Annotated in this window: 17 protein-coding genes; 13 read left to right on the forward strand and 4 right to left on the reverse strand. The window is 66.6% G+C overall.

The window, feature by feature from the left end; all coding sequences use genetic code 11:
- Positions 1–9: 9 nt before the first annotated feature.
- From ABE464_RS04850 to ABE464_RS04900, 11 genes are all read left to right on the forward strand, one after another.
- Complete coding sequence (locus tag ABE464_RS04850; RefSeq protein ID WP_346470983.1) at positions 10–1,662, forward strand: AMP-binding protein; 1,653 nt, start codon at positions 10–12, stop codon at positions 1,660–1,662.
- Positions 1,662–2,297: an isochorismatase family protein gene (locus tag ABE464_RS04855; protein ID WP_346470984.1), complete on the forward strand. Its 636-nt coding sequence runs from the start codon at positions 1,662–1,664 to the stop codon at positions 2,295–2,297. Before ABE464_RS04850 ends, ABE464_RS04855 begins: the two co-directional genes overlap by 1 nt.
- Positions 2,294–2,545 (forward strand): phosphopantetheine-binding protein, encoded by a 252-nt coding sequence (locus tag ABE464_RS04860; protein WP_346470985.1) that lies wholly within the window; start codon positions 2,294–2,296, stop codon positions 2,543–2,545. The genes ABE464_RS04855 and ABE464_RS04860 overlap by 4 nt, the downstream gene beginning before the upstream one ends.
- Entirely contained in the window at positions 2,542–6,453 is a 3,912-nt protein-coding gene (locus ABE464_RS04865; protein WP_346470986.1) for an amino acid adenylation domain-containing protein, read from the forward strand. Before ABE464_RS04860 ends, ABE464_RS04865 begins: the two co-directional genes overlap by 4 nt.
- Positions 6,450–7,220, forward strand: coding sequence for a 2,3-dihydro-2,3-dihydroxybenzoate dehydrogenase (locus tag ABE464_RS04870; RefSeq protein WP_313212176.1), 771 nt, complete (start codon positions 6,450–6,452; stop codon positions 7,218–7,220). Before ABE464_RS04865 ends, ABE464_RS04870 begins: the two co-directional genes overlap by 4 nt.
- Before the next feature lie 222 nt (positions 7,221–7,442).
- A complete protein-coding gene (locus tag ABE464_RS04875) occupies positions 7,443–8,072 on the forward strand; it encodes a response regulator transcription factor (protein ID WP_070425222.1) in 630 nt (209 codons plus the stop codon).
- A gap of 264 nt (positions 8,073–8,336) precedes the next feature.
- Positions 8,337–8,840, forward strand: coding sequence for a CS1 type fimbrial major subunit (locus ABE464_RS04880; protein WP_346470987.1), 504 nt, complete (start codon positions 8,337–8,339; stop codon positions 8,838–8,840).
- A gap of 50 nt (positions 8,841–8,890) precedes the next feature.
- Positions 8,891–11,614, forward strand: a complete 2,724-nt coding sequence (locus tag ABE464_RS04885) for a TcfC E-set like domain-containing protein (protein ID WP_346470988.1) — start codon at positions 8,891–8,893, stop codon at positions 11,612–11,614.
- Positions 11,611–12,726, forward strand: a complete 1,116-nt coding sequence (locus tag ABE464_RS04890; protein ID WP_346470989.1) for a CfaE/CblD family pilus tip adhesin — start codon at positions 11,611–11,613, stop codon at positions 12,724–12,726. The genes ABE464_RS04885 and ABE464_RS04890 overlap by 4 nt, the downstream gene beginning before the upstream one ends.
- 16 nt (positions 12,727–12,742) lie before the next feature.
- The gene (locus ABE464_RS04895) at positions 12,743–13,447 is read left to right on the forward strand and encodes a pilus assembly protein (protein WP_346470990.1); all 705 of its coding nucleotides are present in this window, start codon (positions 12,743–12,745) and stop codon (positions 13,445–13,447) included.
- A gap of 58 nt (positions 13,448–13,505) precedes the next feature.
- Positions 13,506–17,444: an ESPR-type extended signal peptide-containing protein gene (locus ABE464_RS04900; RefSeq protein ID WP_346470991.1), complete on the forward strand. Its 3,939-nt coding sequence runs from the start codon at positions 13,506–13,508 to the stop codon at positions 17,442–17,444.
- Between the two features lie 120 nt (positions 17,445–17,564).
- Here ABE464_RS04900 and ABE464_RS04905 read toward each other — a convergent pair whose 3' ends face one another.
- Positions 17,565–19,904: an ATP-binding protein gene (locus ABE464_RS04905; RefSeq protein WP_346470992.1), complete on the reverse strand. Its 2,340-nt coding sequence runs from the start codon at positions 19,902–19,904 to the stop codon at positions 17,565–17,567.
- The gene (locus tag ABE464_RS04910) at positions 19,885–21,465 is read right to left on the reverse strand and encodes a transporter substrate-binding domain-containing protein (RefSeq protein ID WP_346470993.1); all 1,581 of its coding nucleotides are present in this window, start codon (positions 21,463–21,465) and stop codon (positions 19,885–19,887) included. The genes ABE464_RS04905 and ABE464_RS04910 overlap by 20 nt, the downstream gene beginning before the upstream one ends.
- 545 nt (positions 21,466–22,010) lie before the next feature.
- Between ABE464_RS04910 and ABE464_RS04915 the strand changes: the two genes are divergently transcribed.
- Together ABE464_RS04915 and ABE464_RS04920 are read left to right on the forward strand one after the other, a co-directional pair.
- Positions 22,011–23,567: an EAL domain-containing protein gene (locus ABE464_RS04915; protein WP_346470994.1), complete on the forward strand. Its 1,557-nt coding sequence runs from the start codon at positions 22,011–22,013 to the stop codon at positions 23,565–23,567.
- A gap of 99 nt (positions 23,568–23,666) precedes the next feature.
- A complete protein-coding gene (locus ABE464_RS04920; protein WP_346470995.1) occupies positions 23,667–23,912 on the forward strand; it encodes a hypothetical protein in 246 nt (81 codons plus the stop codon).
- 21 nt (positions 23,913–23,933) lie between these two features.
- Here the strand turns inward: ABE464_RS04920 and ABE464_RS04925 are convergent, their stop codons facing one another.
- Both ABE464_RS04925 and ABE464_RS04930 read right to left on the reverse strand, forming a co-directional pair.
- A complete protein-coding gene (locus tag ABE464_RS04925; protein ID WP_346470996.1) occupies positions 23,934–24,653 on the reverse strand; it encodes a GntR family transcriptional regulator in 720 nt (239 codons plus the stop codon).
- A gap of 75 nt (positions 24,654–24,728) precedes the next feature.
- The gene (locus ABE464_RS04930) at positions 24,729–26,072 is read right to left on the reverse strand and encodes an SLC13 family permease (RefSeq protein WP_123729373.1); all 1,344 of its coding nucleotides are present in this window, start codon (positions 26,070–26,072) and stop codon (positions 24,729–24,731) included.
- Positions 26,073–26,134 lie beyond the last annotated feature (62 nt).

Here is a 26,134-nt window from a genome sequence, read left to right on the forward strand (position 1 = left end):
GAGCTGCCCATGAACGCATCCTTCTCTTCCTCCCGGGTGCCGCTGCGCCAGGTTTGGCCGCCGGCCCTGGTTGCGCGCTATCGCGCTGCCGGCCATTGGCGCGGCGAGACCTTCCCGGGCTTCCTGCGCGAACGCGCCGAACGCTTCGCCGGTGAAATCGCGGTGGTGGGGGGTGATACGCGCCTCACCTATGCCCAGCTGTGGCAGGAGGCGGGTCGCATCGCAGCCGGACTGCTCGCGCAGGGCCTGACCCCGGGCGACCGGGTCGTGGTCCAACTCGGCAACGTGCCCGAATTCGTGACCGTGGTCTGCGGGCTGTTCCGTGCCGGCCTTATCCCCGTCTATGCCTTGCCCGCGCACCGCATCACCGAGGTCGCACACTTTGCCCGCAAGGCCGAGGCCAGTGCCTATGTCACGGCTTCCAGCTACGATGGGTTCGATTACCGCACCCTGGCCCGCGAACTGCAGGCGCAGGTGCCTGACGTGCAGCACATCATCATCGCCGGTGACGCCGCGGCGTTCACTACGCTGGCGTCGCTGGCCGGGGATGTTGAACAGCTGCCGCCCGATCCGGATCCGCAGGCGGTCGCGTTCCTGCAGATCTCCGGGGGCAGCACCGGCCTGTCCAAGCTGATCCCGCGCACGCACGATGACTATCTGTATTCGTTCCGCGCCAGCAACCCGATCTGTGGCATCACCCGGGACAGTGTGTACCTGGTCGCATTACCCGCCGCGCACAACTTCCCAATGAGCTCGCCGGGGTTCTTCGGCACCCTCTACGCCGGTGGCAAGGTAGTGCTCAGCCCGGGTGCGGGCCCGGAGACCGCGTTCGGCTTGATCGCGCGCGAGCGGGTCACCTGTGTTGGCCTGGTTCCGCCGCTGGCGCTGCTGTGGGCGCAGGCCGCTGCCACGACCACCCACGATCTCTCCAGCCTGCAGGTCGTGCAGGTTGGCGGCGCCAAGCTGGTGCCGGAAGCGGCACGCCGCGTGATCGCCGGGCTGGGCTGCACGCTGCAGCAGGTGTTCGGCATGGCCGAGGGGCTGGTCAACTACACCCGTCTGCACGACAGCGAAGAGATCATCGTCTCCACGCAGGGCCGCCCGATCAGCGAGGACGATGAAGTGCTGGTGGTCGACGACCACGGTCATCCCGTCGCAGAAGGTGAGACCGGGCATCTGCTCACCCGCGGCCCGTACACCATCCGCTGCTACCACAACGACCCGGCGGCCAATGCGCGCGCCTTCACCGAGGACGGTTTCTACCGTACCGGCGACATGGTGCAGCGCCTGCCCGGCGGTTATCTGGTCGTGCAGGGCAGGGCCAGCGATCACATCAACCGGGCCGGCGAGAAGATTTCCGCCGAAGAAATCGAAGACCATCTGCTCGCGCACCCCAGCGTGTTCGATGCGGCCGTGGTCTCGATTCCCGACGCCTACCTGGGCGAGCGCAGCTGCGCCTTCATCATTGCCCAGGGTGAACCGACCAAGGCCGCCAGCCTCAAAGCCTGGGTGCGCAGCCGCGGCCTGGCCGCGTTCAAGGTGCCGGACCAGATCGTGTTCGTCGATGCCTTCGGCACCACGGCGGTCGGCAAGATCAGCCGCCGCGAGCTGCGTGCCCAGCTGCGCGAACGTTTCATGCAACAGACAGGAGAAACGCGCTGATGGCGCTGCCAACGATCCAACCGTACCCCCTGCCGACCCAGGCCGAGCTGCCCACCCCGCGCGGCGCCTGGCAGCCGCAGAGCGAGCGCCTGGCGCTGCTGGTACATGACATGCAGCGGTACTTCCTGGCCGCGTTCGCGCCGGATGCCGCACCGCTGGCGCCGGCCGTGGCCAACATCGCGCGCCTGCTCGCGCATTGCCATGCGCGTGGCATCCCGGTGTTCTATACCGCCCAGCGCGGCCACCAGGACCGCCGCGATCGCGGCCTGCAGGCGGATCTGTGGGGCCCGGGCATGTCCGCAACCGACGAGCACGAAGCCATCATCGAAGCCGTGGCACCGCAGCCGGGCGACCATGTGCTGGTCAAACACCGCTACAGCGCCTTCCAGCGCAGCAACCTGGAAACGATGATGCGCGCCCGTGGCCGCGACCAGTTGCTGGTCACCGGTGTCTATGCGCACATCGGCTGCACCGCCACCGTGGCCGAGGGCTTCCAGCGCGACATCGAGAGCTTCATCGCCGCCGATGCCGTCGCCGACTTCTCGCGTGCCGATCATGACCTGGCCCTGCACTGGATCGCCCGTACCTGCGGCGTTCCGATGACCACCGATCACCTGCTGGAGACACTGGCATGACCGTACTTACCCTGGAGCGCATGCGCGCCGATGTCGCCGAGATGATCGGCGAAGCGCCCGAGGACATCAGCACCGATGAGAACCTGATGGACCTCGGGCTGGATTCGATGCGGGTGCTGGGACTGGTGTTGGCGTGGGGCAACACCGGCATCGCACTGGAGTTCAGCCACCTGGCCGAACACGCCACGCTGGGCGGCTGGTGGACGGTGGTACAACGCCTGCAGGCACAGGCTGCGGCCAGCGCATGAATGCCCGTGCGGTGCCGGGTGCGGACGCGCGCCTCGTTCGCGGGCTGAGCGAGGCCCAGGCCGGGTTGTGGTACGCCCAGCGCCTGGCGCCGGACAATCCCGCCTTCAATACCGCCCATGCGGTGTGGATCGAGGGCGGACTGGACGTGGCTGCATTCGTGCGCGCTGCGGATCAGGCCGCGCATGAATCCGACGCGCTGGCATTGCGTATCGTCGAAAACGCACAGGGCCTGCCCGAACAGTGGGTGGACCGGCAGCACACGCCCGCGCTGCAGGTGGTGGATCTGTCCGGCCACCCGGACCCGGCCGCCGCCGCCCGCGAGGCGATGCAGCGCGACCGGCTCAGCCCGGTCGATCCCGCCCGCGACCGGCTCAGCCAGCAGCGCCTGTTCCTGCTCGGCACGGGCCGCAGCGTCTGGTACCTGCGCGTGCATCACCTGGCGACCGATGGCTACGGCATGGGCCTGCTCACCGAGCGGGTCTGCGCGCTGTACGCAGGCAACGCCGCACAGGGCGCGCTGGCGCCGCTAGCGCCGGTGCTCGATGAAGACGCGCAGTATCGTGACAGCGAGCGCCGCACGCGCGACGCCGCGTACTGGCGTGAGCTCATGTCGGATGCACCGGCGGCCGCGGGCCTGCAGGCTGGCCTCGGGGCCGCGGCGGCGGACGCACTGCGCCACGTGGAGCCCATCGATCCCACACTGCGGGCGCGCCTGCACACCGCAGCCGCCGCCATCGGCCAGCCCTGGCCGGATCTGCTCACCGCGCTTGGCGCCGAGTACTGCCGCCGCATCAGTGGTGAAACCGAAGCGGTGATCGGCGTCCCGTTCATGGGCCGCCTGGGCAGCGTCTCGGCCCGCGTCCCGGCGATGGTGATGAATGTGCTGCCCCTGCGGCTCAAGGCCGGCGAGGGCAGCGTGGACACCTTCGTGCGCGACGTCGCCCTGCGGCTGATGCGCGGCCGTCGCCACGGACGCTACCGCGGTGAACAACTGCGTCGCGATCTCGGCTTGATCGGTGGCCAGCGTCGCCTGCATGGCCCGCTGGTCAATGTGCAGCCGTTCTATCGGCCGCTGCAGCTGGACGGCGTGCACGCGACGCTGGAGATTCTGTCCACCGGCCCGGTTGACGACGTGACGCTGGGCTTTCGGGGCGACGGCGCCGCCGTGCTCGATCTGGAGATCGAGGCCAACCCGGCGCTGTATACCCGCGCGCAGGTGCGGGCCCATGCCGCACGCCTGCTGCATTTCGTGTCGGCCACACTGGACGTGCAGGCTGCCGGTGGCCCCCTCGCGTCGGTGCCGTTGTGCACGCCGGAGGAGGCCCAGCACTATCTCTACGAGGTCAACGCCACCGCACATCCGGTGCCCGAGGTCAGCCTCGCCGCGCTGATCACCGCTCGCATGGCGCGCACGCCCGACGCCGTGGCCGTGGTCTACGGCGCGCAGCAGCTGACCTTCGCCGAGCTGGAGCAACGCAGCCGGGCGCTGGCGCTGCACCTGCAGGCGCAGGGCACCGGCCGCGAGGCGAGGGTGGTCGTGGCACTGCCGCGCTCGCTTGAGCTGGTCATCGCGCTGGTCGCCGTGCTGCGCGCGGGCGGGGTTTACCTGCCGGTGGACCTGGCCCACCCGGATGAGCGCCTGGCGCGGATCCTGCGCTCGGCCGGGCCGGTCTGCGTACTGGCGCTGGAGCAGGACCGCCACCGGTTCCCCGGGATGACCGTGCTCCCGCCGGCGCAGTGGCCGCACGCCAGCGACGGCGCGCTCGGCACCGTGCCGCAGCCGGACGATGCCGCCTACGTCATCTACACCTCCGGCTCCACGGGCGAGCCCAAGGGCGTGCTGATCGAGCACCGCGCCATCGTCAATCGCCTGGAATGGATGCGCACGCATTACGGTGTGCAGCCCGACGATCGTATCCTGCAGAAAACCCCGGCCACCTTCGATGTCTCGGTCTGGGAGTTCTTCCTGCCCTTGATCAGCGGCGCCACCCTGGTGGTCGCACCGCCCAAGGCGCACCGCGATCCGCTCGCCCTAGCGGCGTTGATCCGCGAGCACTCGATCACCACGCTGCATTTCGTGCCGTCGATGCTGGCCGCGTTCCTGGCCGCGCCAGCGGCCCGTGGGTTGCAACTCCGCCGGGTCTTCACCAGTGGCGAAGCGCTGGATGCCGCCTTGCGCGACCGCTTCCATGCCACCGTCCAGGCCGAGCTGCACAATCTGTATGGGCCGACCGAAGCCGCCGTGGATGTGAGCTGGTGGCCGGCCAACCGCGACGACGCCTCCCAGCCCGTGCCGATCGGTTTCCCGGTCTGGAATACGCAGCTATACGTGCTTGATGCGCGGATGCAGCCGCTGCCACCCGGTGTCGCAGGGGATCTGTACCTGGGCGGGGTGCAGCTGGCGCGCGGCTACCTCGGCCGCGACGACCTCACCGCCGAGCGCTTCCTGGCCGATCCCTTCGTGCCCGGCAACCGCCTGTATCGCACCGGCGATGTGGCGCGCTGGCGTGAGGATGGGGCGGTGGAATACCTCGGTCGCGACGATCATCAGATCAAGCTGCGCGGCCTGCGCATCGAACTTGGCGAGATCGACGCCGCCCTGCGCACGGCACCCGGCATCAGCCGGGCCGACGTCCTGCTGCGCGAAGATCGCCCCGGCGAGCCGCGGCTGGTGGCCTACCTCAATGCGGGCAGCCCGCAGGCGGATGAGCTGCGCACCCACCTGGCCACCCGCCTGCCGGATTACATGGTGCCCAGCGCATTCGTTGTACTGGAGCACTGGCCGGTCACCGCCAACGGCAAGCTGGATCGTGCCGCGCTGCCCGCCCCGGCGCAGCGTGTATCCGAGGGTGTGGCGCCGCGCACCGGCACCGAACAGGCGCTGGCGCAGCTGTTCGCCGAGACCCTGGGGCTGGGCAGGGCGGTCGGTGCCGACGCCGACTTTTTCGCCCTGGGCGGTGACTCGCTCAGCGCCGTGCACCTGCTGCTGGCGATCCAGCAGCGCTGGCGCTGCGATCTCGGCCTCGGCGCGGTGTTCGCTGCCCCCACGGTTGTGGCGCTGGCCGCCCGTATCGACGCACCGCCAGCGGCTACCGATCACGGGCTGGCGCCGATGATCCAGCTGGCCGCGGGTGACCCGGCGCTGGCGCCGCTGTTCGTGATCCACCCGGCCGGTGGTATCGCCTGGAATTATCGTGACCTGGCCCGGGCGCTCGCCCCGGCCCGCGAGGTCCAGGGCCTGCAGTCGCCCGTGCTTGATCCTGCCCAGCCACTGCCGGCCAGCATCGAGGCACTGGCGGCCAGCTATGCCGAGCGCATCCTCGCGCTGGGCCGGCCCGGCCCGGTGCATCTGCTTGGCTGGTCGGTCGGCGGCATCCTTGCCCAGGCGATGGCGGTGCACCTGCGCGCGCTCGGCCACGAGGTCGGGGTACTGGCGCTGCTGGATGCCTATCCCAGCGAGTGCTGGCGTGCCGAACCCGAGCCGGACCCGATCGCCGCGCTGCGCGCCCTGCTGGCCATCGCCGGCCATGACCCGGAGGCGCATCCCGAGCTGGACAGCCGTGAGCGGATCCTGGCGTTCCTGCGCCGGGGCGACAGCGCGCTGGGCAACCTCCCCGATGTGGTCCTCGATGGCGTGGTGCGTGCGGTCACCGGCACCAACCGGCTGATCCGCGCCCATCACCACACACGTTACGACGGTCCGCTGCTGCACGTCCGTGCCGGCCGCGACCATCTCGACCGCCCGCAGCTGCAATCGGCCCTGTGGCAGGCGCATGCCGCCAGCGTCGAAGCGATTGAACTTCCTTTCCTGCACGCTGAACTCACCGGCCGCGATGCCGTGGCGCAGATCGCGCCATGGCTCGATGCGCAGCTTCAGCGCTCTGAAACGATCAGGACACCCGCATGAAACTCACCGGATTCGACGGCACCATCGCCTTGGTCACTGGCGCGGGCGGCGGCATTGGCGCGGCACTGGCCGAGCACCTTCACGACAGCGGCTGCACCGTGATCGCGACGGATCTTGAGGCCCCCGTGTTCGCCGCGCGGGCAGGGCAGCCGCGCATCCACGCCTGCGCGCTCGACGTGAGTGATCCAGTTGCGGTGGAGGCACTGGTTACCTGGATCGAAGCCAGGATCGGTGCGATCGGCTTTGCCATCAATGTGGCCGGTGTCCTGCAGACCGGTACGGTCGTGGAGACGGATGACGCGCAATGGCGCCGCGTCTTCGCGGTCAATACCGATGGCGTGTTCCACGTCTCGCGTGCCGTCGCACGGGTGATGTCGCCGCGGCGGAAAGGCGCCATCGTCACGGTCAGCTCCAATGCCGCGGGCGTACCCCGGCACGGCATGGCCGCCTATGCCGCATCCAAAGCGGCCGCGACCATGTTTACCCGTTGCCTCGGCCTGGAACTGGCACCGCTCGGCATCCGCTGCAACATCGTGGCGCCCGGCTCAACCCTGACCCCGATGCAGACCGGGATGTGGGCCGGACCCGAGGGCGAGCAGCGCGTGATTGAAGGGAGTTTGGAAACATACAAGGTAGGCATTCCCCTGCAGAAAATCGCTCGCCCGAATGACATCGTGTACGGGGTCATGTTTCTTCTCTCCGACCAGGCCGGTCATATCGCGATGAGCGATCTCTACGTCGACGGTGGCGCAACGCTGCGCGGTTGAACGGCGGCCAGAACGGAACTACGCCGCAGATTCACGTTTATGCAAGTTGATTCATAGTTTGGGGTGCAGCGCTTCGCCTAAGGTTCACCCGAAACAATCACAACGGCCTGCCGCGTTCCTGCCGGCAGGCCGTTGAGAGAGAGTTTCAGAACGCATTCGTCATCGCCCAGTGTGGCGAGGCCATGCGCCGTGCGCGTGTAACTTCAATTCACGGGCTCTTGCATGAAAAACATACTGATTGCGGACGATCATCCAGTGGTCCGCGTGGGCCTCCAGTGCCTGCTTGCCCGGCACCCCGGGGTACGGGTCATCGGCGAAGCAGCGGATCCCGAGCAACTCGAAGCCCTGCTGGCAGAAAAGACGTGCGACCTGGTCATCACCGACCTGTCCATGCCGTGGGGCGGTCGCCCCGATGGCGTGCGCATGCTGGAAAGCATCCGCCGTGATCACGGCCATGTGCGATTGATCGTCGTCACCTCCTTCACCAACCTGCAGGTGCTTCGAGCGGTGGTGCGGCTGGGCGTGGAGGGCATCCTGGAGAAAACCGGCGGCCTGTCCGACCTGCTGGCCGCAGTGGACTGCGTTCTCGGCGGCCGTACCTATTTCTCCGGTGATCTTGCCCAGCGCTTGCGCTCCGGCCGCAACCGCACCGGACTCAGCTCGCGCGAGAGCGAAGTCATCCGGCTGCTCGCGCACGGCCTGAGTGTCAAGGAAATCGCCGATGTGCACCGGCGAACGATCAGCACCATCAGCCGCCAGAAAGGCGCGGCGATGCGTCGGCTGGGCCTGCGCTCGGACTATGAGCTGCTCGACTACGCAAAATCCATTGGATTGTCTCCCGGCGGGCACTGAGCGGCCGTTGTTGGAGCAGCTGTGCATCCGGAATGCCGCTGATGAGATGCGGCGTCACCGTCGATCTGCGGGCGATCGGCGCATGCGATTGCACCCATTTTTCCAGCCGATCGTCCAATGCTGCACGCATTTCATTTTTGTCAAGTTGTTGCATGGTGCAACGCAGCTTGCATCTCTATCGTTGCGTCCTGTCCGCAGGCGCCGACGTTCGGCTTCTCCTGCCTGCGGTCAGTTTCTCTACTCATTACGCAAGGAAAGATCGCAATGACTCTGCTCAGGAAGCTGTCCCTGGCCGCCGCGCTGGCCACCGTCTCGCTGTCGGCCAACGCCGCCGTATCCTACATCAAGGTCTACACCAATGTGGACACCACGCTGGCGCTGATGAAGGCCGACGGCAGCGCCTTGCCGGACATGATCACCCTTGCCCACATTCCGGGACAGGGCTTGAATGCCCACACCGAACGTGTGCGCATTCACACCAACGATGAAGACAAGGACATCGAAGTCCGCCTGACCGCGGATCCGTCGCTCGTCCTGCGAAGCGGCGGCGGCACGGCCATCCCGCTGGCAGTCAGCCTCAACAAGAAGCGCCTGACGGTTGCCGCACAGGACTTCCTCGCCTCGGACATCTACGACGGCGCGCTGCCGGGGGCCTCGGTGGTGATGGATCTGCAGATCGGCCAGGCCACCCGTGCGCCGATCACCGTGGCAGGCGAATACGAGGGCATTGTCAGCATTGCCATGGTGCAGAAGACCGCTTCGCCGTAATACCCACGCCGGCCCGGATACCGGGCCGGCCGTCTCAGGCAGCACTCCCCATGAAAGCTCACGCACCCGCCCTGACCCAGCTGGCGCTCGCGCTCGCCCTGTCGTTGGCCACACCGCTGGTCGCGGCGCGCGGCGTACCGGTCGGTTTCGAGGAACTGGCCGAAGGTCAGATCGAACAACTTGATGTGCGCCTGTTCGGCCTTTCAGCTGGACTATCGCCCGTTCGCGTGACCCTGGAGCACGTGCAGCTGGAGGATCCGGCGCAGGTGCTGCAGGCGCTGGAGCTTTCCGCCGAGGCCCAGGCGGCATTGCTGCCTGCGCTGTCGCAACCGCTGCCGCGCAACAGCCACCTGGCCTGCCGTTATGGCGGTGCCAGCGCAGGCTGCGGCTATCTCGATCCGCCCGAGGACCCCAACACCGTGCGCGCCCTGTATGACGAAGGCGAGGGCGCAGTGCGCCTGTTCGTCGCCCGCCAGTGGATCAACGCCGAGCCGGCGACCGACCGCTTCCACCAGATCAGCAGCAACGCCGAGAACGCGTTCCTGCACCAGCAGACCGTCAACCTCAGTGGCGGGCGCGGCTACCAGGCGCTCACCGCCCAGGGTGCCGGTGCGCTGGGCCTGTTCCAGCGCGGCCACCTGGCCGTGGACTGGAACTTCAGCAGCCAACAGTACCGGCGTGGCCCGCGCCGGCAGCAGTTCCAGTTCGACAACGCCTACTACCGGCATGACCTGGGCCAGCAGCACTACCTGCAGGCCGGGCGCATGGACCGCCGCAACCTGAGCAGCCCGCAGGGCGGCACCTTCAGTTTCAGCATGCTGCCGATGGATCGCTTCGCCGGCCTGCGCGTGGGCACCACCCAGGCCTACGTGGACACCGATTCGGCCGTACAGGCCACGCCGCTCACCGTGTTGCTGGCCCGCGACGCGCGCGTGGACGCCTTCGATGGTGAGCGGCTGCTGCAGACCTTCTACCTGCAGGCCGGCATCAACGACCTGGACACCCGCCGTTTCCCGTTCGGCACCTACACCGTGTCGCTGCGCATCTACGAAGACGGCGTGCTGGTGCGCAGCGAAGACGCGCCCTTCGACAAGGGCGGCGACTGGACCAACAGCAGCGTGCAGTGGTTCATGCAGGGCGGGCGCCGCAACGAGCGCCGCAGTGACCGCTTCGACGGCGAGATGGCGGCCATGACCGGCATTCGCCTGCCGTTCGGGCGCGACCTTGCGATGACAGCCGGCGTCGCTGATCTCGGTGGTTTCAGCTATGGCGAACTGCGCGTCGATTTCCGCCGCCTGTTTGCCACCCAGGAAATCCGCGCCTCCTTCAGCGGCCTGCGCGGCAGCGACGGCAGCAGTGGCCAGCAGAACCAGCTGTCCTACCGCCGCCGCGCGTCATGGAACATGTATCACCAGCGCCTGCGCGGCAACGCCTGCCAGTTCGAAGACGACGCCCGCGACCGCCTGGGCTGTGCCGATTCACTCAGCGCCTCCATGGCACTACCGATGGCGGGCGGCAGCGCGTATGTGGCCTATACACGGCGGCAGACCTGGCGGCGCGGCACGCTGCTGCCGGGCGAACTGGACGATCCCATGGCGGGGCTGGATCCTTTGTTGCCGCCGTGGGAGCCGCGCTTCAATCGCGAGCCGCAGCTCACCCGCACCTGGCAGGCCAGCTACAGCCGCGTGCAGCGCTGGCAGGAATTCAGCGTGTCCACCCGCGTGGGCGTGTGGCAGCAGGACACCCGCAGCAGCCTGAATGACGGCCGCGACCGCGGCATCTACCTCAACCTGTCGCTGACCCGCCTGCAGCGCGGCGAGCGTGGCAGCTCCCAGCGCCGTTACAGCTTGGACATCCGCCAACCGCAGCATTCCCGGCCGGATGTCAGTTACAGCGCCGGGCAGACCCTGCGCCAGGACGTGGACGCGCAGTACCGCGAGGCCACGCTGGACCTGCGCGGCAACAACAGCGACCGCTACAGTGCCTCGCTCAGTGGGCAGGTCCAGAACAGCATCGGCCACACCGGCGTGACCGTGGCGCGCTACCAGCAGCGTGGCAACAACGAAATGGCCTATAGCGCCACGCACAGCTCGGGGCTGGCCTTGGGCCGCCGTGGCCTGTACTGGGGCGGCGGGCCGGGCGCCGAAGCCGGGCTGGCAGTACAGGTGGCCGATACCGATGATCTGGAGCTCACCGGCGTGGCCGCCGAGCTGCAGGTGGGTGGCCTGCGCCGGCAGCGCCTGGCGTTGGGCGAACGTCGCCTGCTGCCGCTGTCGGCCTATCAATCGCACCGTGCCGAAGTGCAGGACGCCAGTGCGTTGAACAGCGATGCCGCCATCCGCGTAACTGGCGTGGGTGGTGCCCGACCGTTGTTCCTGGCGCCGGGCCGGCTGGTGCAGATGTCGGTACCGATCGAGGTGACGTACACCTTCATCGGCAGCGCCCGCGATATTGCCGGCGTGCCCCTCAGCGGCGCGCGGATTCTCAACGCGCCGGTGCCGGGCACCGGCAGCAATGGGGGCTTCGTTGCCGATTTCCCGCGACGCGAACGCGTGCTTTACCTGCTGCAGCAGAACCAGCTGCTGCACTGCCCCTTGCAGGTGCGCGAGCGCCGCAGCGTGGTGATGCTGGTAGGCCAGGTGCAGTGCGAACCGCTGGCCGTCGCGCAGCTGCCGCCTGACATCCGCCAGCAGGCGCGTGTGAGTCGGTTGTTGCAGGAGCAGGCGCTGATCGCTGCCACGCCGCAGACCGCTGCGGTGGGGGGGACGCCATGAGCTGGCGTTGGATGTGGGTGTTGATGGTGGTGATGCCGAGTGCGTGGGCGCAAAGGCCGCCTGAGACGCACCCGGTGAGCAGCAGCCAGAACATTGTCATGTCCTGGGATCGATCCTCCATCCCGACGGAAATAGAACTATGGGCACCTAGGACGCTCTTGGGCTATGACTACATCAACCCTGGTTCGAACTACGGCGCACTGCACTTGGTGTGCGCATCGGATTCAGATGCAACCAATGGGCGCTGCCCCACCGATGGAAATCCTGCGCTGCTGATCGGTCTTCACAGCATCCAGCTCACCTTCGTAGAGCGGCGCTCGAACCTCCGCACTGAAATAGCACTCAAAGGTGCAGTACAGAGAGCGATGTCGGGGAGATCCTGTCTGGTAGATTTCTGGCAAAGCGCGATCTATGCGCCATGGTCAAGCTATGGCGCCAACTGTGCATCGGATGTTCCATCGGGAACTGGCGTGCAGCTCGGCGTGAGCAGGGATGAGCTGGCGAAGCTGGTGGCGGGGGTCTGGTCCGCAAAACTGGAGCTCCACTTGCAGACACCAACTAGGCGAAGTATTGCGACATATAGCTTCAATTTTGAACTCACCATCACCGATCACAACGCGGTCTCCATCTATTTTCCCGCGTTCCCCAACGTCTCTCCCCTCGTAGCGCTCAACGCCGGGTATGACCCGATCAGCCGGACCATCGGCGGCCGCACCGTATTGGACATGTGTCTCTACGACGGTCTGGGCTCACAAGCGCAGTACCTCGGTGTAACCGTACGCGATACCGGCACGCGGCCTCCGGGGCCGAGCGGGTTTTCCCTGTGGCATGACACCGCCGGCAACGACGACAGCCAGCATCTGGACTACACCGTCACGCTTGACCACAACGGCACCACCGTGCCGCTGACCAACGGCGTGGAAGAGCAGCTGCACGGCATCGATACCGCACAGCTGCGGCTGGTGATGCTGCCCGGCATGAGCCAACCGGTGTTCTGCGTGCCTACGCCGATGACGCTGGATATACCCCGTGTCCCCGTTTCCACAAAACGCTCGGGCATCTACTGGGGCGACCTCAAGGTCGAGCTCCGTGTGCCCACCGCAACGCCCTGACCCCCCGGGAGCCTCCATGAAGATCACCGCCGTTTACCTGATTCCCATAGCGCTGCTGCTGGCGGTGCCTGCGCACGCCAACCTCACCGTCCATCCGATGCGCGCCGCGGTGGATGGCAAGCGTGCCACCCAGATCCGCATCTATTCCCAGTCCACCCAGCCGCAGTACATCCAGGCAACGCTGCGGCGGATTGTCGATCCTGCGGGTGCGGAAGAGAGCGAGGTGGAGATGGAGCCGAGCGAGGCGGCCATTGCTGTCACCCCGGGCAAGTTCGCCCTCGCAGGCGGTGGCAATCGCCTGATCCGTGTCATCCCGCTCCAGCCGGTGCTGCAGGAAACCGCCTATCGCGTGTACTTCGAAGGCGTACGTGGTCCTGAAGAGACGTCCGCACCTGAGGGCGAGGGCGCCCAAGCCAACATTGGCGTGAACCTGGTCTGGGGCGCGCTGGTAAACGTGCTGCCGCGCGATGGAACGGTGCTACCCGCGGTGCATGGCAGCACCCTGCGCAATGACGGCACGCTGCGGTTGGGTATCACCAGCATCGCCGATTGCGTAGGCAATCGCTGCACTGCGCATGACGTCTCCCGAAGCCTGTATCCCGGCAGTTCGCTGCAGCTGCCGTTCACCGCATCCCCCGGCCACACCGTGCAGCTGCGCTACCGCCTCACCAGCGATGGCTATCGCGAACACGTACAGACGGTCACGCCGTCCGACATCTGATCCATCGCCCTGTGAAAACCGGGGCTTCCGCCATTCCCAAAGTTAAGGATTGAAATGCATGAACAGAATCTACCGACGTCTATGGAATCGAGCCCGGCAGTGCTGGGTGGTTGCCAGCGAACTCACAAGTTCGCGTGGCCGTCTGATGGCATCGAGCGCGCTGTGTCTGCGGGTACCAGCGTCGCTGTTGGCCTTGGTCGCTACCAATGCGAGCGCAGCCACATTCAACGAGAGCTGTGACCCGCTCATTGCCGGCTACTATCAATGCACCCCATCGTACGCTCATGACAGCGAACGGGTGTATACCAAAGTAGGCGCAAACACCGCGTACGTCCTGATCACAGGTAACGGTACCGAGGTCAACGGCCAGTACTCCACACTGTTCGGCCACCGTGGAATCACCCGGGGGGATAAGAACGCCGTGTTTGGTTACGGTGCTGAATCGTCGCAGGGCTACAGCGCTACGTTTGGCGCTTTCTCCCGCACGAACGGCATTGGGGCCGTGGCTGTTGGCCACTACGCTCTCGCTGAGGGTGAAAATGCGATGGCTTTGGGTAGCGGTGCACGGACGGCGTCGGGCTCGGGGCTTGCCCGCATTGCGATAGGTGGCAATGCCTTCGCAGGCACCACTGGTTACACGGGCGCGATCGCACTGGGTGGTGGCGCGATCGCAAGTCATGACAGCATTTCGATTGGCTTCGAGGCCACGACGACTGCCGCCGGCTCGGTGGCGCTTGGCCGTGGCGCTTTGGCAAGCGAGGCCAATACGGTCTCCGTGGGCAACGCAAGTTCCAAGCGACGTATCGTCAATGTCGCTGATGCGCGTCTGAGCACCACCAGCACCGATGCGGTGACGGGTAAACAGTTGCATGCGACCAACCAGAATGTCGCCACTGCAACCAACACTGCCAACACAGCACGTACCACGGCCAACACCGCTAAAACCACCGCCGACAGTGCGCTGGCCAAGGCGAACCAAGCCACCGACCTGATCAGTCAGACGGCTGCAAATGGCCAGGTGCGATTGGGCGCGAACAACACCGGTACGGTCATCGATGTAAGCAACAAGAGCGGCGCCAAGCGCCGTATCCAGAACATCGACAATGGCGTGCTGAGCGCCGGTAGCACCGATGCTGTGACGGGACAGCAGCTGCATGCCACCAACCTGGGTGTCACCAAAGCGCAGTCAACTGCCGACGCCATCAGCACACGCCTCAGCGCAACGACGCTGGCCGTGGGCTCCGGCGCCAGCGCAGCGGGACAGTACGCCACCGCTACCGGGCACAACAGCAATGCCAGCGGCGAGCGTGCCTTTGCCGGGGGCGTGAACAGTGTGGCCAGCGGTGCCCATAGCAGTGCCATGGGGAGTGGTGCGAAAGCGACGCACACCAACAGCATTGCATTGGGTGCCGGTTCGGTCACGTATTCCAACAACTCGGTGTCGGTGGGCAACGCCACGACCAAACGCAAGATCCAGTATGTTGCCGATGGTGGCCTCAGCGCCGGAAGCACCGACGCGGTGACGGGCAGCCAGCTGTTTGCCACCAATCAGAACGTAGCCGCAGCCCAAAGCACGGCCACCGCGGCGCAGACGTCCGCAGCGGCAGCCAAGAGCAGCGCAGATACCGCGCTGGCCAAGGCAAATCAGCTGGGTGGTCTGGTGGGGCAGGCAGCCGTAAACGGCAGCGTCAGGCTCGGCGCCGAGAACACGGGCACGGCATTGGACGTTCGCAACAAGGCCAACGCCAACCGCACCATCAGCGGCGTAGCGGATGCCGGCTTGACCACCACCAGCACCGAGGCGGTGACGGGCCGCCAGTTGCATGCGACCAATACCCAGGTGACCACTGCGCAGAACACCGCCACCGCCGCGCAGACCGCAGCCACCGGTGCCAGAACCGTGGCTGACAATGCGCTGGCCAAGACAACCGCGCTAGATGGCCTGGTTCGCCAGACAGCCGCCAACGGCAGCGTGCGGCTGGGCGCAGAGAACACTGGCAATGTGCTGGACGTACGCAACAAAGCCAACGCCAATCGCACCATCAGTGGCGTAGCCGACGCCGCGTTGAGCGCCGCCAGCACCGAGGCAGTGACAGGTCGCCAGCTGCATGCAACCAATACGCTGGTCACCACCGCGCAGAACACGGCCGTCGGGGCAAAGACCACTGCGGATGATGCGCTGGGCAGGGCCACCGTTCTGAGTGGTCTGGTGGGCCAGGTCTCGACAAATGGCAACCTGAGGCTGGGTGCCGACAACACCGGCACCATTCTGGACGTAGCCAACAAGTCCGGCGGCAAGCGCCGCATCTACAACATTGCCAATGGTGTGCTCAGCGCGGGCAGTACTGATGCGGTGACCGGACAGCAGCTGCACACGACCAACACGAACGTGGAGACCCAGCGCCAGACGCTGGCCGCGCATTCGTTGGCGCTGTCGGATCAATCGGGCCTGATTGCCGGTAACCGGAGTGATCTGGATGCGCTGCGCAGTGAGTTCGACGACTTCGATCCGGATCTGGAAGGCGTGGTTAGGTTTGAGGTCGATGGTGCAATCGACTTGAATGGCGGAAAGGTTCGCGGCGTTGCGGCAGGGGATATCAGCTCGGCGGCGAGTACCGAGGCTGTGAATGGTGGCCAGTTGTTTGCGACGAATGAGCGTATTGCGTCGATGGAGCACGGTGGCCGATTCTTCAAGATTGGCACTGACAGTGAAAGCGAAGATGCGTCCGCTGGACTGTTGGGAGTTGCGATAGGTGAGTCAGCTAGTGCCTCCACCTCGAGTGAGGGCGGCACAGCTGTAGGGAGTTTCTCCAAAGCCCTAGGCACGAACTCTGTAGCGCTGGGCCGGGCCGCGATGGTGAATGAAGGTGCGACTGAGGGCTTTGCTCTTGGTGCTAGCTCTGGTGTGGAAGTCTCCGGCGGCGTGGCGCTCGGTGCACAATCGCAAGTGAAGGCCTCTGCCACAAACGGTGTTGCATTGGGCTACGCCTCGTACGCTGACGAGGCCAACACAGTATCCGTCGGCAGTATGTCTTTGAAACGCCGGGTTGTTAATGCTGAGCGTGGCAAGAGCGAGAGCGACGTTGCCACAGTGGGTCAGCTCAACGACTCTCTCGCCACTCTTGGCGGTGGTGCTCGAATGGACACCAACGGTAATGTCGTAGCGCCAACCTACTCCATTCAAGGTGCTATGCAGAGCAATGTCGGGGATGCACTAGCGGCCTTGGACAGCGCCGTCATCACTGGCGGTACCCGCGTAGCGCAGGTTGAATCACAACTCCGCTCGGTCTTCCAGGAAAGCCCCGCCCTCCGTTCCGACGGCCTGAACCAGCTCACCTTCACGGGCGCCAACGGCATGGTGCTCTCCAACGTCGCCAACGGTGCGATCGCCGCCGGCAGCCGCGACGCGGTCAATGGCGGTCAGCTGCATTCCCTGCAACAGCAGCTCAACGGCCGCGTGGATGGGCTGGAGCAACGCATCGACGGCCAGCCACAGTCGCGCGCACTCAGTGTGGCCTCGGTGGAAGCGCCGTCGGCTACGCCAGCACACTCGCCGGTAGCCGATGAGTCGGTCACGCCCCCCGTGGCAGACACCGGCGCTGCACCGCCGGTGGCCCCGCAGGCCAACAGCCCCAAGGCCGAATCGCCCACCCCGCAGGTCGATACCGCCGAGCTGGAAAAGATGCTGGCCCGTGCCAACGAGTACACCGATGACGCGATCAAAGGGGTCGAACAGCGCCTGGACAAGATGGACAAGCGCTTCAACCGGCTGGCGGCGATGAACAGCGCGCAGAGCGCGATGGCCATGAACACCGCCGGCCTGGCCACCTACAACCGCCTCGGTGCCGGCGTGGGCTACAGCGATGGCGAGTCGGCACTGGCGGTCGGCTATCAGCGGGTGCTCAACGATCGTGGCTCGGCCACCTTCAGCCTCAACGGGGCGTTCACCAACAGCGGTGAGCAGAGCGTGGGCCTGGGTGTAGGCATCGGCTGGTAATCGTCCCCTCGCATTGCAGCGAAACACCGGCACTCCCCGGTCCGTCATTGCGGACCGGGGAGTTTCTTTTTGTGTCGTGCCTTGCGGCCCCGGGCGGGCAGGTGCCACGCCGCCGTGGGCTCAGGTGCCGGGGTCCATCTGCGCCAGCAGGCGGTCCATCTCGTCCAGGTCCGCTGCGCCCGGGTCGCCGTTGATGGCATGGTGCTTCAGGCAGCCGTCGATCTGGTCCAGCGTGACCAGCGTGGCCGCATCCCCGACCATCGAGGCCGCCCCGCGGATGCGGTGGCTCATCGCCAGCGCCCGCCGCCATTCGTGGGCCACGATGGCCTCGCGCAGTGCGGCAATATCCCGGGGGATCTGCGTGCGATACACCGCCAGCACATCCAACGGCGTCGCCGCCGCCGGCCGCAGGGCCCTGGCCGGATTCATGGCCGTGCAGTGCGTGGCCACATCGAACGCAGGCCAGTCGATGGGCTTGCACAACGTCGCTGCGATGCCCGCGGCCCGGTAGCGGGGTGGACGGGTGACGTCGGGTGATGCCGAGATCGAGACCACTCGGGCGCCCAGCCACGCGCGCGTCCGCTCCAGGGCGCGGATCGCCTCGATTGTTTCCAGGCCGCTGGCATCCGGCAGTGCATCGTCCAGGGTGATCAGGTCGAAGGGGCCGGCCTGCGCCAGTTGCTGCAGTGCCTCATGGCGACTGGTGGCGCAGCGCACCTCGAACCCGCGCTCGCGCAGCCGGTGGCTGATGACGTCGGCGATCAGTGGCTGGTCTTCGATGACCAGGGCGCGCGCGGGCCGGTCGTTGTGGTCGGACAGGTGGCCGGGCAGGGCCGGCGCCGGCTCCGTGCGCCGCTGCGCGGGCAGGGAGGCGGTGAAGGTGGACCCCACGCCTGGTTGGCTGCGCACGGTGATCTGCCCGCCCTGCGCCGTGGCGATGCGGCGACACAGGGACAGCCCCAGCCCGGTCCCGCCGCGCTGCCGGCCGTCACGGGTGGTACTGAAGGCGCCGAAGATGTCGTTCAGATCTTCGGCGCTGATGCCTTCGCCGGTATCACTCACACGCAGCACCATCCGGCCGCGCTCGCCCACGCCTGCCTCGAATCTCAGGCGCACCGACACGGTGCCGGCATCGCAGAACTTCACGGCGTTGGAAATCAGATTGCTGGCGATGTGGCGCAGGGCGCGGGTGTCGCAGCTCGCGTGCTCCAGCACCGGCTGGTCGAGATCGAACAGCAGGGCGGTGCCCTTGGCCGCGGCCACCGGCCGGGATGCGCTCAGGCAGCCGGCCAGTACGGTGGCCGCGCCGGGCTGCCACTCCACGGGTGCATGGCTGTGGCGATCCAGGAACATGAATTCCAGCGCATTGGCCAGGGTGTGGTGCAGGGAAGAGGTGGCCGCGCGGGCGGATGCGATCACGGGCGCGGCGGCCGGGGTGGGGACGGTGGATTCAATCAGGTCGATGGCGGAAATGACCGAGGCCACGCCATTGCGCACTTCGTGATTGACCAGGGTCAACATGCGCGCCGTGCTGGCCTGCAGCGCCGCGGTCGCCCGCGCATTGCGGTAGGCCTGGATGATCACGAAGGCCGCACCAAGGATGGACAGCACCAGCACGATGATCGGTGTGCGATAGAAAGAGAGGACGGCACGGAGAGTGGGAGGCGAGCGATACAGGGCATCCATCCACCGGCCGACCAGATCCTGCTGGGTGTCCAGCGGCAACGAGCGGAACGCCTGATGGGCCCGTTCCATCTCGGCGGCGCGCGCAGGATGGGAGGCGACCCGGATTCGCACGGAGGGGCCATCGCTGGCCGGATGCACCGCCAGCGTGGTGCTGTTGCCCCGGCGTGCGAGTGGAATCAGGATGGCGTCCATGCCCAGCGCCGCGTCCACGGTGCCGCTGTCCACCGCGGCCACCATGTCTGCCGCGGCAGGCAGTGGAAACACCTCGATCGCGGCGTGGTGAGCAGCCAGATAGCCGTGGTACTCCCCGTTGCCGATCACGGTGACACGCTTGCCCTCCAGGGCGGACAGGGCCCGCACGGGGGAGCTGCTGCGGGTGAGCAGGACCGAGTCGCCGGCATAGAAGACCGGTGAAATCACCGTGGCCGTGGGCAACAGTGCCGTAGTGCCCGGCAGCGCGAACGCCAGCCCGTCCACCTCCTGCTGCGCAAGCAGGCCGAGTGCGTCGCTGAAGGTGGTGGCCCCGGCCACCTGGATCTTGATGCCCGAGAGCGCCTCCACCGCCTCCACGTAGGCACGTGCACCGCCCAGCGAGGAAGGCCCGCCCAGCCCGTACGGGCCGCCCAACTGCGGACCGGCGGCCAGCACGAAGGGCGGCTGCCGATCCGAATGAGCGGGGAACAGCGTGAGCAGCAGCGCCCCGGCAGCGAGGAGGATGGTCGCCAGCAGGCTGGCCTGCAACGCGACCCGACGTTTACCCGCGATGTTTTTCATGTAAGTACGCTCGCACCCGATCCACGCACAAGAACGGCACCGGCAAGGCGCCGACGGTGCTGTGGAAGCTGGTGCGCGCAGCCACGAATCCAGCCTTGCACGACACCAGGAGGCGCTCAATGTGCGTTTCCGACGATGGGGTGTCGTATCCGGCACGAGGCGCTGGGTCTGCCACCCGCCCGAGCTCGCCGACGCCCCGCAGGAAGCCGAGCCGGATGCCGACGGCACCCGCGTCAGAGAACTTGATGGCGTTGGAGATCAGGTTGCTGGCGATGTGATGGAGGGCGCGCGCGTCACACTGCGTGACCGCGGCGTCCGGTCCATCCAGGGCGAGGCTGAGGCCCACCCCTTTGGACAGTGCGAGCGGCCGCATCCCGGAGATGCACTCCTCCAGCACGGCCTGCGCGCTGTGGCTGGAGCGCTCGCAGCTGCGTTGCGAGGCCTCATGAAACATGAACTCCAGCGCGTTGGTCAGGGTATGGCGAAGTGCATCGGCGGCCGAGCGGGCGGAAGTGAAATGCTGCTCGCGCTGGGAAGGCGTCGGCTCGCCCTCGGCCAGGTCGATGGCCGATATCACCGCCGCGGCACTGTTGCGGACCTCGTGGTTGACCAGGGTGAGTACGCGTGCGGCCGCCGCCTGTCGGGCAGCGGTACGGCGTGCCTTGCGGTACGCACGGGAGATGCTGAGCAGAATGGCCAGCATCACCAGGCAGAACAGGATGATGGGGGTGCGGTAGTAAGTGGCCACCGCGCGCAGGGTCGGCGGGGCGCGATGGACCGCATTGAGCGTGCGCTCGAGGATGTCCTGATGGATGTCCGACGGCAGCGCGAGCAATGCCTGGTGCGCCATGCTGACCTCCACCGCGCGGTTCGGCACCGAGGCAATGCGCAGTTCCACCGGCGGACCATCGGGCGCGGCATGCACCTGCAGGATGGCGCCATGATCGCGCCGGGTAAGCGGAACCAGGATGCCATCGGCGCCGAGCGCCGCATCGGCCGCGCCGCTGTCCAGCGCGGCCAGCATGTCGGCGGGCGAGGCCAGCGGCAGGACCTCGATGTCCGGAAACGCGCTGGCCAGATAGGCGCGGTACTCGCCATTGTCGATCACGGCCACCCGCCGCCCGGCGAGCGCTGCCAGCGAGGTGTGCACGGAGGTGCGGCGCGTGACCAGCACCGAGGTGCCCGTATAGAACGGTGCGGAGATCACGGCCGAGGACGGCAGCAGGCTGCGCGTGGAGGGGAGCGAGAACGCGACGCCGTCTACCTGGCCGGCACGGAGCTGTGCCACGGCGCTTTCGATGGAGGGAGCGCGGCGCAACTCCAGCCGCACACCGGCGATGGCCTCCAGCGCTTCCATGTACGCACGCGGCCCACCCTGTGCGGCCGAGCCGCCCAGGCCTTGGGAAATGGCCATCTGCGGCCCGATGGCAAGGCGGAAGGTCGCGTGGCGCTGCGGCGGTGTGGCCAGGATCAGCAACACCAGGCAGACCGCCAGGACAACGATGCCGACAATCAGCAGGACTCTGCCGACGTTGGTGCGGGAGGATGCAGCGGTGTTCACATGGAGATCTCTCGAGTGGTCCCGTGATGGTCCGTGGCGGTGCAGGAACAAAGGGGTGCAGGTACGGCGCCGGGCGCGCGATACATCGCCGAGGACTCCTGGAAGCTGGAACGCCACGCTCCGTCGGGAGCGGGTGCACGATCGGACGACGCCTCAGAGGCGGTAGGCCATTGCGGAAAACATGCTCGACAGAGATACACGCGGCGACGCGGCGGCGGTATGCAACAAGTACGAAAGCGCCGATGACCGTCTGAAACTGAGGCATGGCGCAGCTTCCGTCCCGGCGGCGGCAGAGACGCGGCGAGACTGTGCACACAGGTGCAGCGCGCTGCAAAACTCGCCTATACAATAGGGAGGGCCTATCGGCAACGAATGAATGTCTCCATCCGCTGGACAGGGAAGATGCCGCAGAGAGCCATCGTGAGGTCTGTAGTTTTTCATCGGGATGACACCGGTAGGTCGAATGCTGTCGATCTGCCGGTCGCTGCACACGCCTGAATCGCCGCCGCCGCCCTTACTGACACCGTTCCTGCTGGAGCTCGACGTTGCCACGACCTTCGATTGCCCACCGCTACCGCATCGCGCTGGAAGGGCGGGCGCCCTTCGTCACGCTCACGGCGATAGCGGTGCTGGGCGTTACCCTGCTGACTGCACAGGCGATGTTGGTGCAGCGCGACCGCGCGGTGCTGGATGCCTATGCCGACCGCCTGCTGCTCCAGGCCGAATCCGTGGCGGCCGCCTCTTCGCTGACGTTGGAGCACGCGGACGCGCTGACGACCGCGCCCTGCACACGCGAGGATCTGGCTGAACTGCGGTTGCTGGCGTTCAAGTCGCGCTATGTGCGCGATGTCGGCCGGTTGCATGAGGATCGGCTGATCTGCTCGGCCGCGTGGGGCATCCTCGCCAATCCCGCACCGATGCCCGAACCGGACCGTCGCGTGCGCGGTTACCGGCTGTGGGGCGGCGTGTCGGGGATTGTCGATGCGCGGGTTGCCGCCGACATGTCGGCCAAGGGCGATGTGATCGTGACCACCTCACCCAGCGCCTTTGATCGGGTGGACCAGGTGGAGCGGGGCATGGGCGCCCTGGTGCTGACCCGCGATGCGCGGCATGTCTTCCAGCGCTTCGGCGACGTGACCTCGCTGGATCCGTTCCGCGAGGAATCCTGGGTAGATCTCGGCAGCACGCGGCATTCCCGGCGCTGCAGCAGCACGTTCGATATCTGCGTGGCGGCGCGGGCGCAACAGTCGAGCCTGTTCTCCGAGTCGCCGTGGATTCTGATCGGCCTGTGCCTGCTGGGCGGATTCGCCGGCAGTGGCCTGGGGCTGCTGATCAGCGCGTACCAGCGTAACCGCGGCTCGCTGCCGAAGCAGTTGGAACGTGCGATTCTCGGCGATGGCCTGACGCTGGTGTATCAGCCGCTGCGGGCATTGGCCGACCGGCGGCTGGTCGGCGTGGAAACGCTGTCGCGCTGGCGCAATGAGCAGGGCGAACAGGTGCCACCGGATACATTCGTGCCGATGGCCGAACACCAGCGGCTGGGCGGCGCACTGGCGCGACAGGTGGTGCGCAAGGCGCTGGCCGAGCTGGGCGACCGGCTCCGCGCGGACCCCGCGTTCTACGTCAGCTTCAACGTTTCGGCGACGGACGTGATCGATGCGGAGTTTCGTGCGTACTTGAACAGCGCCACCGCGCAGAGCGGCGTGGCGCGGGAGCAGGTGGTGCTGGAGATCACCGAACGCTCCACCACACGCCATAGCGATCTGGCCGATGGCATGGCGCGTCTTCGGAAGGATGGGTACCCGTTCTACATCGATGACTTCGGCACCGGCTATTCCAATTTTGCGTACCTGGCCGAACTGCCACTGGATGCGATCAAGATGGATCAGCGCTTCACCCGTGCGATCGGTACCGGCTCTGCCATCAGCCAGATCATCGAGGCGATCTGCACGATGACGCGCACGCTGGAGATCGGGCTGGTGGTGGAAGGGGTGGAGACCGAAGAGCAGGCGCAGGTGATGTTCGAACTGATGCCGTCGGCGATCGCGCAGGGCTGGTTGCTTGGCCGCCCGGTGGAGGTCGACGCGCTGCCTGTGGAGTGAACAATCAGGTCTTCTCTCACCGTCGTCACGATGATTCCACGCAGCGCTGCCCGGGAAGAACCTAAGCTTGAGCCTCCCCAACACGATGTTCCCGCGACCATGACTACTGCACTGCATGATCTCGACGCGCTTGAACCTATCGATATCGATGGGCTGAAGGCACAGGGCGTGCCACCGGTCGCTCAGTATCTGGTGGATCAGGACAAGTTTGTCCTGCTTGGCGGCAAGCGCGGCATCTACCGCCTGGCCGGTACGGAGACCATCTGCTACTTCACCAGCCTGGACCAGCTTCGCCTGCACCTGCTGGGCCAGTCACTGACCCGCCTGACGGTGGAGTTGGTCTAGCCGCAGCGTCCTGCTGCGCGCTTAGACGCCGCCCTGCCTGGGCAATGGAGCGGGTACGTTCAGTTGCCCACCGGCGGCGACATAGGCAGCCAACGCCTCACCCTGGCTGAGCAGGTGACGATTCATCATCTGCTCGGCGGCTTCGGCATCCCGGTTGCGGATGCAGTCCATCAACGCCCGATGCTCGGCCAGTGACTGCGCCATGCGCCCGGGGGTCAGCAGCTGACGCCCGCGGTGCATCTTCAGGATGCGATGCAGATCATGCGTGACCCGGATCAACCACGGATTACCGGCATGCGTCTGCAGGCTTTCGTGGATCAGATAATTGTTGCGGTAATACTCGGCCAGATCGCCGGCCGCCGCAGCTGCCTCCATCGCATCATGCAGGGCCTGCAGCTGCTCCACGCCTTCATCGTCGACGCGCTTGACCGCTTCATGCACGCAGCGGCCTTCCAGCATGGCCATCACCGGGAACAGCTGGTTCAGATCTTCCAGCGTGAGCCGGGTGACGCGGCTGCCACGCCCGGCATCCAGCTGCACCAGACCTTCGGCCGCCAGCAGCTTCAGGCTCTCGCGCAGTGGGGTCCGGCTGATGCCGAGTTCTTCGGCGAGCATCGGCTCATCGATCCACTCACCCGGCGGCAGCTCGTAGTCATAGATCTTCTGGCGCAGGCGTTCGGCCACTTCTTCATACAGCGGCACGCGTTTCTTCGACAGGCGGGGACCAGGGGCCAAGGGCATGGCAGGGCTTCATGTGCAGGTGTGCAACATTCTAACGGGTCACGGCGGGCCTGCCGGAGCAGGCCAGCCGTGGGTTCACATCCAGCCAGGCACCACGAACAGCAGCCATGCCAGCAATGGACCAAAGGCAACCACCAGACCGCTGTAGACCAGGAAGCGGCGGAACAGGGCTTCGCGCTCTTCCTTCGCCGCCGAGGCCACGACCAGCGCACCGTTGGTCGAGAACGGACTCACGTCCACCACGGTGGAGGAGATCGCCAGGGCGCAGATCACACCGGCAGCGCTCAGGTGCCCCTGCATCAGGAACGGCACTGCCAGCGGAATCGTGGCGCCCAGCACGGCGGCCGAGGAAGCGAACGCCGACACGATGCCACCGACATAGCAGACCAGCAGCGCACCCAGCAGCGGAATGCCGATCGCACCCACGCCGTGCCCGATGTAGTCCACCGCACCGGCCTGCTGCAGCACGGCCACGTAGGTGACCACGCCGCTGATCAGCAGCACGGTCGACCAGCTGATGCCATCCACCGCACCCTTCTGCGAGTTAGGCGAAAGCAGGGCCAGCACCACCGCGACGGTAATCGAGACCAGGCCGACGTTGAGGTTGTAGACCAGCGCGGCGATCCCCAGGCCGAGCAGGCCGATCAGGGTGAACACGCGCTCGCGATTGATGCGCACGTCATCCAGCGCGTCCGGATCATTGGAGAGCGTGCCGCCCCCGGCCGAGACCAGCGCGCCGTGACCTTCGATTGCAAACTGGCGTGAGGAGGCCTGGCTGCCGGCGATCAGCGGTTCGGTCGCGGTCGGTGCACGACGCATCAGAGCCAGCCCGCCGAAGGCGAAGAAGCAGATGATGCCCATCAGCAGGTTGAAGCCCAGGCTGGTCAGGAACACCGCCATTTCTGTGACTTCCAGACCCGCCTTCTGCACCACCTGGTTGGTGATGCCGCCATAGACGCTGATCGGCGAGAAACCACCGGCCTGCGCGCCATGGATCACCAGCAGGCCCATCATCAGCGGGTTGATCTTGTACTGCTTGGCAAAGCGAAGCGCGACCGGGCCGATGATGGCCACGGCTGCCGGGCCCAGCGCACCGAACGCGGTCAGCACCGCGGTCACCACGAACATCACCCACGGGATGGCCACGATGTGGCCGCGCACCGCTTTGACCGCCCAATGGACGAGCAGGTCGATGGTGCCGTTTTTCTGCGCGATGGCGAACAGATACGTGATGCCGACCAGGGTCAGGAACAGGTCGCCCGGGAACCCGGCCAACACCTCCTTGCCCTCCATCCCGACGAACAGGCCGCCGATGATGAAGGCCAGCGCGAAGGCGACTGCACCCATGTTGATGGGCAGCGCAGTGGCCACGATGAACATGATCACCAAGCCGATGATCGTTGCGATTTGCGGACTCATGCGCCCTCCCGAGACACTTGATACGCGTGCAGCATGATGGCGACCCGCCACCTGGGGTTTAC

Source organism: Stenotrophomonas sp. TWI587 (genome assembly GCF_039674145.1).
Classification (GTDB): domain Bacteria; phylum Pseudomonadota; class Gammaproteobacteria; order Xanthomonadales; family Xanthomonadaceae; genus Stenotrophomonas; species Stenotrophomonas maltophilia_AY.